The organism is Pseudomonas sp. RL_5y_Pfl2_73, from assembly GCF_963970515.1.
GTDB lineage: Bacteria > Pseudomonadota > Gammaproteobacteria > Pseudomonadales > Pseudomonadaceae > Aquipseudomonas.
In genome coordinates, this window is sequence record NZ_CAXAPD010000047.1 from 17,460 (window position 1) to 27,150 (window position 9,691).

Genomic DNA, 9,691 nt, shown 5'->3' on the forward strand with positions numbered 1-9,691 from the left:
GGCAAGTCAGACCGCGAGGACGGGTGCTGTACGAATTGGCCTGCGCCAATCAATGCCCTCCAACAGCATCGACAACTGCGCGGTCGTCAGCGACACGCTGCCGCCGGTTGCTTGTGGCCAGACGAAGCGTCCTTGTTCCAGCCGTTTGCAAAACAGACACAAGCCGTCGCCATCCCACCACAACAATTTGATCCGGTCACCGCGTCGTCCGCGAAAGGCGAAGATCTGACCGGAGAAGGGATCGGCTTCCAGCTGTGTCTGTACCAGTGCCGCTAAACCGTCGAAGCCACGGCGCATGTCGGTGACGCCGGCGGCGATCCAGATACGGGTTCCAGCGGGAGGGGTAATCATCGCAATAACTGCTGCAAGACGAGTTGCAGCGTCTGCGGATCTGGCGTGCCGGTGATACGCAGCTCGGCTTTTCCTACCTCAACTGCGATCTCGGAATGACACTCTGCCCGTGGCTGGACGACTTGCGGCAGATCCATTGGCGCCTCGATCACCTGGACTGGCAAAAGCGTTGCACTCTGGCTAACCGGGCCGAATAGCCCTTCTTGGTATTGCTGCCGCCAGCGAAATACCAGGTTGGCATTGACGTCATGTTCGCGAGCGATCAACGACACGGAGGCACCAGGCTGGAAGGTGGCTTCGACGACTTGGCGTTTAAATTCGAGCGGGAAATTGGGGCGGCGACCGGTTCGACGGGCTGGGGCAACTGTATCCAAGATAGTGTCCACTAAAAAATGGTGTCCACTATCTTGGCCAATTTGGACGGCTGTCAGGAGAGGGTGCTGGCCGGACGGTTACGACGTGATCGAGGTCGTCCGACTCCTTCCCGACACCATGGAAGTGCAGCTGCACTTGCCCAATGATTGATCACCGACCTGACCCAAACGCTTATCCCCGGGTTCTCCGAAATTTAACATCCGCTCCGAACAGGTTGGCCTAAACTCGCGATAGATGGAGAGTGGCGGACTGTATGTACACATTAGTGAGCTTCACCATTGCGGAACTTTTCGAAAAGGTATGGGAAACGCCGATGGTCAAATTGGCTCAGGACATCGGTGTGTCTGACGTTGCCGTCGCCAAGGCTTGCCGCAAAGCAGTCGAACTTGGGGTAGAACTGCACGACTAACCCCAATAGGCCAGATCTGAGCACGACCTGATCCATCCGGGTTTTCAGCGTATCCGCTTACTCTCACTGGCTTATTCGAAGTCGGAAAATCTCACTCGAATCACGGGTGTCCTGGATCAGCAGATCAGGCCAGTTTGAACATATTTGAAGAAACATACGAAAAACCCATAACACAAGTCACATCACATAACAACCATGGAAATATTTACCACTTTTCCTTGACACAGACCGTTACTGATTGTAAAAAAAACTCTAGCTTTAATTTGTATTAGATTACTTGGGTAGGTTCGCAAATGGATTTGTCGACACTTATGTTTTTGGTACCAGCTTTTCTTACTTTAAATTTAGCTCTACGTCCAAACAATCTCCTCTCAACAAATAATGCGGCTCACCATGGCTTCTCAGCATCTTGCTGTGCAGGAATAGAGAGGTTTATCGCATTTTCTATAATGATAGCTTTGGCTTCAGCCGGGCTTGCCGCTGTTATCTTTGCATCGAAGACAACTTTTACGATCATAAAAACGATCGGTGCAGCATATTTGATTTATCTTGCCTATAAATTGTGGACCAGTGATGGCTTTACAACAGCTCAGACAGAAACCGAAGCCAAGGTAAGAGTTTCTACGCTAATGCGCAGGGAATTCATTGTTGCAATCGGAAACCCAAAAGCGATCTTAATTTTTACAGCTTTCCTACCTCAATTTATCGCACCGGATCACCATGTTTCCGCGCAGCTTTTAACGTTAGGAACTATGTTTTTAGTCCTTGAGTGGATCGCCATTGCGACTTATGCGGTACTTGGATTGCACCTTCCTCGTTGGCTCGCCGGGGCTGAAGCAAAAAAGCTATTCAATAGAGCCTGCAGTTCACTTCTTGGAGGAGCTGGTCCAGCCCTCCTTATTGCGAGAAATGCGACCACTTAAGATGCGAAAGCTCCAGAACAATCAAAATAGTATAGATCGAGCTCCTACTAAATAAGCTAATCACGAATTGACTTTATCGAATAGCGCAATGAGGGTCTGCGCCCTTCGTTTTACTGGCATGGAGCCACAACCACATTTTTTAATGGATTAAAATCATGGATTTTCTCGCCAATTCAAATTGTATCACGTTGCTCAGCGAGCATGCTGCCGCACATACCAATATGAAACTGCAAGACTCCCGGGCTTCTAATTGGCCAAGTGCAATCTATAGAGCGCTATTTATTGATCGCTCTCATAATTGTGTCAAAAAATTTATAATAGCCGAACCAGCAAACAACTCTCCAGCATTAATACTCATGAGGCTAGGTATAGAGTCTGCTAGCTTGTATGACCCTGAACATCCATTGTTTACCATTAATATGGGGTGAGGCCGAGGGCGCTCGCACTATGTTACTAACATTTTTTCTTGCGCAGAAATCTATAGCAGAACAAGAAAACAATTTTACCACGCAAAAAAAGGATCGTGCATGAAGAACTACTACGTCGTCATTGAGACACAGGTATCGGATTTTGGTCTCCTACCACTTATCAAAGCAAGAGAAAAAGGGTACACCACAGTCTTTTGCACAAATAGACTTGAGCGCTATTCCAAAATACCATCCTACAACGTGGTAATAGACAACGTAGATCACGTACTTGAGTTCGACACCAATGATGTAGATAAAATCATAAATGAGTTAAGGCGTAATTCAATATCACCAATTTCTGGGGTTATTACTATTTGCGACTACAGCCTTGAGATTGTCGCACAAGTGGCCGCCGCACTGAATCTACCAAGCCTAACCCACATAGCCGCCTCAAACTGCCGCGACAAACTTAACATGCGTGAGGCTTGTCGCAAAAACGGCGTAAGTGTCCCAGAGTACCTCCATGCTGAAACTCTTGAGGTCGCGCTTCAGTTTGCAAAAAAAATAGATTTTCCTGTTGTCGTAAAACCGATGACTGATTCAGCAAGCGTTGGTGTAATACTATGCTGGTCGCAAGATGATGTTGAACAAGCCTTTAGGGCGCTGAACAAAACCTCAAGCAATGTCAGAGGCCAAGCAAAGCGCTATGGTGTATTGATCGAAGAGTACATGATCGGGCCGGAGGTCAGTGTCGAATCAATATTCGTTAAAGGCGAACGCTTTTTCTATGGTGTAACTGACAAAAGCCTAGGCAAACACCCTTACTTTGTAGAGATTGGAGATACGTTCCCTAGTGAACTACCGCAAATGCTACAGAATAACTGCATTGAAACTTCACGGGCTGCACTCAACGCAGTTAAACACGACTTTGGAGTATCACACGTAGAGCTTAAAATTACAAAGAAGGGAGTCATGGTTGTAGAAATCAATGGCCGCGTACCCGGAAATGAAATAACAAAACTAGTAGAACTGTCGACCGGAATTGACTTACTAGACTGTCAAGTTGAATTAAGCCTGGGACGACATCCTAAATTTGAACCAACTCAACAAAATGCGGCAGCGTCCGTATACTTTACAAGTCTAACATCGGGCGTGGTACAGCAGATAACAGGGTTAGAACTAGCTAGTCGTGTAGATGGTATCGTTAAGATTCAAGTCGATGTGGATACAGGCGACTACGTACAAGCTGCAAGCTCTAACCATGACATTTTGGGAACGGTTGTTACGCACGCGCCGACCTCCGCCATGGCTCGTCGCTTAGCAGATACTGCCGCGATTCAAGTCGAATTCAATATTCAACCACTGAAGGAGGTCGTCGGCCTAGAATAGACAACAATACATAGATCAAAACAACTTCGCTTCATTATACGCAACAATAACAATCTTAAACGTCTCGATGAACATTTCAACCACAATCACATAGGACGTGAATCTTGTCAAAAAATGCGATCATTCATTGGGCTGTTCCAAGAAGCATGTCAACGCTCTTCGAAAAAGTAATATCGCAGAGCAAAGAGGTGACGACACTGCACGAACCCTATACAAATGAATACTATTTTGGCCCACATAGAAAATCCGAACGTTACGGCTCACTAAAACACAAGAACTATAGTGGCGGTAAAAATGAAATTGAACGTCATCTTGGAGAAAAGATTCTTTTTGTTAAAGAGCTTGCCTTTCAGGGTGAAGCGTACATTTCGGATGACGAATTATTTACATACAACCATAGCTTAATGATTCGGCACCCATCTAAAGTTTTCAATTCATTAGTACAGTTAAAGTCAGATTTCACAGAAGATGAATTTGGTTTTCGTGCACTAAAGCGCATACATGAACGAATTAAAAAAGTAAAAGGCATATCTCCTATTGTAGTAGATGGCGATATTTTTCGAAAAACTCCGGAAAAGACCATTAGACATTATTCAAGTCACTTTGGGCTATCCTATTCGCCCTCACTACTACAATGGGAGGATGGAGCCGTACGAAAGTGGGCCGACCATGAACAACAATCGCAATCAGTATGGCACTCAACACTGGAAAATAGTCAGGGAATCATAGCTGAAGAAACTTCTTCAGCTATAGACATACCTCAATCAATTCTCGGAATGTTTAATACAGCCCTTGAAATTTACCACGAACTCACCCCGCCTAGGTTTTAACAGGAGATAAGTCATGAACTTTCAGCAAAAAAAATTTAGCATCATTAACTTACCGCCTTTGAACAAAAATGCGAGAGATGAGTTCGCTCAACTCCCAGCAGACCCATATTGCGGATTTGGGCAGCGATTTCGCCGCTTCTCTCAATTTATCCTTTTTCACAGTGGCGAAGGCTGGCAACTGCAAAAACTACCTCATCGACCATTTATTCAATCCAAGGAGTACAACAGCTATATTGGGGGCGTGCCCCGAGAGCTGGAACCGTTGCGTATAGATCCTTCCCTTCAGATTGCCAGCGGTGCTGAGCAATTAGGTTTAAATACTGATACAGTTTACCAAGTAAACGTCCATCAGTGTCGCGTAATCACTAATGAAAAAATCAAGGGGATCAGCGTCCCAGAAGGCCCCCACCGTGATGGTCACGAATATGGAATGCTGGCCGTTTTTGATCGTTTTAATATCAAGGGTGGCGAGAGCCAGCTTTTTCATAACGGCACACGGGAAAACCCATTTTTCACAAAAATCTTGGAGCCCAACCAAGCTTTAATATATGAAGATGGAGAGATGGTACATAGCGCCACGGATATCGTTGCACTCTCTTCAGAGGGCGGATACAGAGACATATGGATTGTAGCCTACAACAGCTGGAATAACCGTCGCTACGGCCCAGAGTTTGAAACACGCGCCAAACAGGAGAAAGCGAATGCGTAATATAGCTCTAGTCAATGAAATTGTAAAAAAAATTGGTACTCCTGTGCATATCCTCGACATGGATGTTTTTAATAGAAATTTGTCATCCATACTTGAAGCCTCCAAAGTTCTGAAAAAATTCAAGCTATTTTACTCTTTAAAAACCAACTATCTTCCAGCTATTCTTGAGAAATTTGTAGATTCCGGTCTTGGTGCTGATGTTGTTTCAGGGTACGAGTTAAAGGCAGCTCTAGAGCAGGGTTTCCCCCCTGACTCAATCGTTTTCAATGGTCCAATGAAAACCGATAATGAGTTAAGTCTGGCATTGGATCTAGGCGTATTCATCAATATTGACTCTCCGGAGGAGGCTTACAGGGTCAATACCTTGGCCAAAGGCAAAGGAATGATTGCCAAGGTTGGAATTCGCTTGAATCCGAATATAAACATGTACCCTAGTCTGGACGTTACATTCAACAAACAGATGGAGCATAAGGCACGCCTCTCTAAATTTGGCTGGCCAACTCAAGAGTTAGATGTGCTTTTTGAAGTATTCAAGAACTGTACATCATTAGAGCTTGTTGGTGTTCATTGCCAACTCGGCTCACAAATCGACGACCTAAAGAGCTTAAAAAATGCATTCACTCATGTATGTTGCGCAGCAAAGCAATTAAGTGAAAAATTCCCTTTGGACACGATAAACTTTGGCGGAGGTATCGCGGTACCTGGTATCCGTAGAACCAGGAGTGGACCTCTTCTAGATCTAGTTAGCTGCTTAAGCAATATAAAAATACCGGATGAACGCTCAAGTTATACCGTACAAGAGTATTTCGACACAATTCTCTCGGTGCTATCTGAACAGAATCTTACGTTCTTAACCGTCGCTATAGAACCTGGACGAGCAATTGTTTCTGACGCTATGTTCATGATTTCGAGCTTGGTCAACAAAAAAACCAACGACCTTGGTTCGTGGATAATCTTGGATGCCGGCTTGAACTTATTGCCAACTGCCGGCCCCAGCGAGGAACACAAAATATATCCACTTATTACCAGGGAAGGAGCGTCGAGAAAATATACAATAGGCGGGCCACTATGCTATGAACATGATATTTTCTCATATTCACTGGAGCTACCGGCTGCACTGGAAATAGGCGACCATATAGTGATTGAAGATACCGGAGCCTACTCAATCAGTCGTGCAACAAACTTTATTCGAGAGCGCGCGCCTGTGGTTGCTATTGACGAAAATCGCGCAACACTGGTCTGGCGCAGAGAGACCTACTCAGATATTTTTTCGTTTTCGGCGAACTCCCCAATAGAGCACTCATAACAAATGAACCTCAAGGTAGATCATGGAAAACATTATCACCAATGTACAATATGAGCCAACACTCAAACTTAACCCTAATAAAATTATTGAGCCCAGTATTGTCTGGTTCACTGGAATGTCTGGCGTTGGAAAATCTACTATCTCAGCCATTTTAAAATCAGAACTTAACCGAAAAAATTGTCGCAGCAGCGTGCTCGACGGCGACATGCTACGCCAAGGCCTGAATAAAAATCTTGGGTTCAGTACAGCAGATCGATCAGAAAGTGTGCGTCGAGCAGGTGAAGTAGCGCGGTTACTTGTCGACACTGGCACGATAGTTATCGGAGCATTAATTTCTCCATTCGAGGATGATCGCCAAAAAATAAAAAAACTATTGGAGGACTATAGGTTCATTGAGATTTATCTCTATGCACCAATGGAAATTCTCATCAATCGCGACCCCAAAGGCCTGTACCGCAAAGCACGAGCTGGATTAATAAATAACTTTACGGGAATTAGCTCCGATTATGAAGCGCCGAGCAGCCCAGACTTGGCCTTTGATACTTCAGTTACGACAGCGGAAATGATCGCTGGGGAGATCCTCTCTCACCTTGAGTACATTCCGAAGAGAAGAGAGATACTTTAATAATCAGAAACTTTAGGTTGCGGCGTCCGTTTTACAGCCGTTGCAACCTAATCCATTTCCGCATTGATTCTCTAGCAAATGTGAGCGTACACTGGTAGCTTCCAGCCCCACAAACTAACTAATGAGGGTAGACATGTTCATCACCGCAGTACTTTGGACGGCCTACTTCGTCGTCGCCTTCAACCTTGCGATGATGATACCACTCTTGCCATTCATTCAGCATAGATTCGATCTTTCACCTAGCGAGACAGGCATGCTGCTGGCTGCTTTCCCAGTTGTCGCATTGGTAAGCAACTTGGCATTAGGGCCAATTATAGATAAATATGGAAGAAAGCGATTCATCGTGGCTGGATCGTTGGGCTGTAGTGTAATCTTAGCTCTGACAGCTTTAGCATCCAATTCCTCATGGATCATGGTCGGTCGTGCTGCCACTGGTCTTTTTATGCCCATGATTGGCGCCTCCGTTTTTGCTGCGATTGCTGACTATGTTCCTGAATCAAACCGAGCCCGAGTAGCTGGGTACGTAACCTCGGCTGCACCAATCGCATTTTTATGCTCTCTATCAGTAGGCATTATCTTAGGAGGTTTTTTCAGTTGGCAGCTCCCAATTATATGCCTTGCAGCTATTTGCTGTGTTCTTGCCTGCCTTGCCAGCACACTCCCCTCAACTAACGCAACTTCTTTGTCTCAAATGTGTATCTCGAGGAAAACCTATCGAGACCGTCTGGTATCACTATCCAGTGGCACAAAAACACGACCATTACTCGCGTCATACTTTTGTTGGTCGGTGGGAGTATATACATTTCTCGGACTCTATCCAAGTTGGCTAGTTCAGAACGGGTTAGCAGGCATGAGCCTAGAGACGATAGGCGCTGTAGTATTTTTTGGCGAGATTGGCGGCCTGGTCGGTGCCCTTTTTTGTGGATGGCTTTCTAGCTGGTTTAAAAATCCCCTAACGCTTTGTATCGTTTCATCTGTAGGAATTGCATTTATTCTTCTAATTATTCCATTAGGGCACGGCTCACCTGCAATTCAGACGATAGCTTATACTATTTTTGCCTTTGGCCGAGACTTGATGCTTGCCTTAATACTAGGAGACGCAATGCGAATGGTCGCGGCCTCCCACAGAGGTAGCTTAAATGCAGCACTAAACGCGGCGTATCAAACTGGCGGCACACTGGGAGGACTTGCTAGCGCTTGGCTATATAGTTTTCGCGCAGACTTTTCTGCTAATACTGTCGTAGCATCGATGGTATTTCTTACTTCTGCTTTTTTGCTTCACTCCATTTCAAAGGAAAAAATGGCAGAAGCTCGTATATAACTTAAGCTGTGACTGCAACGGGGCAAACTAAGGAAAACCTGAACAAGTCCGCCGCCGGCATCCAGTTCGAAGCCGACATTCTCGACAACAGCAAAGTCGATCTGAGTTTGACCCTGCCCCTGACCGAACGGGTGGTGGTAGGCAAGGACGACCAGGGCAATACCACCATCCGCCATTCCGGCGAGCCGCAACGGGCCGCCGCGTTCCTCGACCCGAACTGGATACCCGGCGCCCAAGGCACTAGTAGCGAATGGGTGCTGCCGAAATGACCAACCGCCTGGAAGCGCTGGAGGACTGGGCGGCCGGCTTGCTTGGGCAACTTCAGCCAGCATCGCGTAACAAGCTGGCTCGCAACCTCGGCCAGGCGTTGCGCCGCAGCCATCAACAACGAATCATTGCCCAGCGCAACCCGGACAGCAGCAAGTACGCGCCACGCAAACAGCGCAACCTGCGCGGCAAACAGGGACGGGTGAAGAGAAAGGTGCAGATGTTCCAGAAGCTGCGCACAGCCAGCTTTCTTAAGGTACAGGGTGAAGGTAATGCCATCAGCGTTGGGTTTACAGGTCGGATTGCACGAATTGTCAGAGTGCACCAGTACGGGTTGAAAGATCGGGCTGAACGGGGGCACCAGATGTGAAATATGAACAGCGGATGGTATTGGGGTTTACCCAAGCAGATTTAGATTTAATCCGAAATGGACTGTTGGCGCACCTTTGTTCATAGGTGCTACGAGGCCTTCCTCCGACATTCGTTCCTACCATAGTCTCTTACGCTCCGCGCCCCAAATATCCAAACATCGAGTGCGATCCACAAACCCCACCTACCACAAGATGTAACCTCGGTTTACCGTGGCATCTGTGGCGAGCAGTTCCACGGCAGCAGCGCTTCGTAATCTTCTACTGACGAGGCGTGCGGCAATCCCCCGGTGTCAGGATAGTTGTCGCCTCTCCGAATTTTCCTGAAAAAGCAGATCGGGGGCGGAAAGAGACTGTTCGTGCCGTACTATTCACCTGAACGCAAAGCCGCATTGCTCAAGATGTTGCTTC

General features: G+C 46.6%; 10 protein-coding genes and 3 pseudogenes. 11 read left to right on the top strand and 2 right to left on the bottom strand.

What is annotated here, in order from left to right; translation table 11 throughout:
* Positions 1-6 precede the first annotated feature (6 nt).
* Both tnpB and AACY42_RS28865 read right to left on the bottom strand, forming a co-directional pair.
* Entirely contained in the window at positions 7-351 is a 345-nt protein-coding gene (gene tnpB, locus AACY42_RS26970; protein WP_339483500.1) for an IS66 family insertion sequence element accessory protein TnpB, read from the bottom strand.
* A pseudogene (locus AACY42_RS28865) lies at positions 348-644 on the bottom strand (transposase); the annotation flags it as partial. The pseudogene AACY42_RS28865 and the gene tnpB, both read right to left, overlap by 4 nt.
* Before the next feature lie 335 nt (positions 645-979).
* Between AACY42_RS28865 and AACY42_RS26980 the strand changes: the two are divergent.
* The 11 genes and pseudogenes from AACY42_RS26980 (at position 980) to AACY42_RS27030 (ending at position 9,368) form a co-directional block, all read left to right on the top strand.
* Positions 980-1,135, top strand: coding sequence for a hypothetical protein (locus AACY42_RS26980; protein ID WP_339483501.1), 156 nt, complete (start codon positions 980-982; stop codon positions 1,133-1,135).
* 293 nt (positions 1,136-1,428) lie between these two features.
* The gene (locus AACY42_RS26985; RefSeq protein ID WP_339483503.1) at positions 1,429-2,058 is read left to right on the top strand and encodes a LysE family translocator; all 630 of its coding nucleotides are present in this window, start codon (positions 1,429-1,431) and stop codon (positions 2,056-2,058) included.
* Between the two features lie 155 nt (positions 2,059-2,213).
* Positions 2,214-2,486, top strand: coding sequence for a hypothetical protein (locus AACY42_RS26990; protein ID WP_339483504.1), 273 nt, complete (start codon positions 2,214-2,216; stop codon positions 2,484-2,486).
* Positions 2,487-2,585: 99 nt separating this feature from the next.
* On the top strand, positions 2,586-3,854 hold the full coding sequence (locus tag AACY42_RS26995; protein ID WP_339483505.1) for an ATP-grasp domain-containing protein: 1,269 nt from the start codon (positions 2,586-2,588) through the stop codon (positions 3,852-3,854).
* Between the two features lie 104 nt (positions 3,855-3,958).
* Positions 3,959-4,684, top strand: coding sequence for a sulfotransferase-like domain-containing protein (locus AACY42_RS27000; protein WP_339483507.1), 726 nt, complete (start codon positions 3,959-3,961; stop codon positions 4,682-4,684).
* Positions 4,685-4,697: 13 nt separating this feature from the next.
* Positions 4,698-5,393 carry a 2OG-Fe dioxygenase family protein gene (locus tag AACY42_RS27005; protein ID WP_339483508.1) on the top strand — a complete coding sequence of 232 codons (696 nt, stop codon included), beginning with the start codon at positions 4,698-4,700 and terminating at the stop codon, positions 5,391-5,393.
* On the top strand, positions 5,386-6,699 hold the full coding sequence (locus AACY42_RS27010) for a diaminopimelate decarboxylase family protein (protein ID WP_339483509.1): 1,314 nt from the start codon (positions 5,386-5,388) through the stop codon (positions 6,697-6,699). Before AACY42_RS27005 ends, AACY42_RS27010 begins: the two co-directional genes overlap by 8 nt.
* A 22-nt stretch (positions 6,700-6,721) precedes the next feature.
* Entirely contained in the window at positions 6,722-7,324 is a 603-nt protein-coding gene (gene cysC, locus AACY42_RS27015; protein ID WP_339483510.1) for an adenylyl-sulfate kinase, read from the top strand.
* A gap of 133 nt (positions 7,325-7,457) precedes the next feature.
* Positions 7,458-8,645: an MFS transporter gene (locus tag AACY42_RS27020; protein WP_339483511.1), complete on the top strand. Its 1,188-nt coding sequence runs from the start codon at positions 7,458-7,460 to the stop codon at positions 8,643-8,645.
* 32 nt (positions 8,646-8,677) lie between these two features.
* A pseudogene (locus tag AACY42_RS27025) lies at positions 8,678-8,914 on the top strand (phage tail protein); the annotation flags it as partial.
* Positions 8,911-9,368 (top strand): annotated as a pseudogene (locus tag AACY42_RS27030) (phage virion morphogenesis protein). The pseudogenes AACY42_RS27025 and AACY42_RS27030, both read left to right, overlap by 4 nt.
* The last annotated feature ends 323 nt before the right edge of the window (positions 9,369-9,691 follow it).

Bases quoted from the DNA above. Each gene is read 5' to 3' on its own strand.
- tnpB (WP_339483500.1), bottom strand. From the start codon at position 351: ATGATTACCCCTCCCGCTGGAACCCGTATCTGGATCGCCGCCGGCGTC.
- AACY42_RS26980 (WP_339483501.1), top strand. From the start codon at position 980: ATGTACACATTAGTGAGCTTCACCATTGCGGAACTTTTCGAAAAGGTA.
- AACY42_RS26985 (WP_339483503.1), top strand. From the start codon at position 1,429: ATGGATTTGTCGACACTTATGTTTTTGGTACCAGCTTTTCTTACTTTA.
- AACY42_RS26990 (WP_339483504.1), top strand. From the start codon at position 2,214: ATGGATTTTCTCGCCAATTCAAATTGTATCACGTTGCTCAGCGAGCAT.
- AACY42_RS26995 (WP_339483505.1), top strand. From the start codon at position 2,586: ATGAAGAACTACTACGTCGTCATTGAGACACAGGTATCGGATTTTGGT.
- AACY42_RS27005 (WP_339483508.1), top strand. From the start codon at position 4,698: ATGAACTTTCAGCAAAAAAAATTTAGCATCATTAACTTACCGCCTTTG.
- AACY42_RS27010 (WP_339483509.1), top strand. From the start codon at position 5,386: ATGCGTAATATAGCTCTAGTCAATGAAATTGTAAAAAAAATTGGTACT.
- cysC (WP_339483510.1), top strand. From the start codon at position 6,722: ATGGAAAACATTATCACCAATGTACAATATGAGCCAACACTCAAACTT.
- AACY42_RS27020 (WP_339483511.1), top strand. From the start codon at position 7,458: ATGTTCATCACCGCAGTACTTTGGACGGCCTACTTCGTCGTCGCCTTC.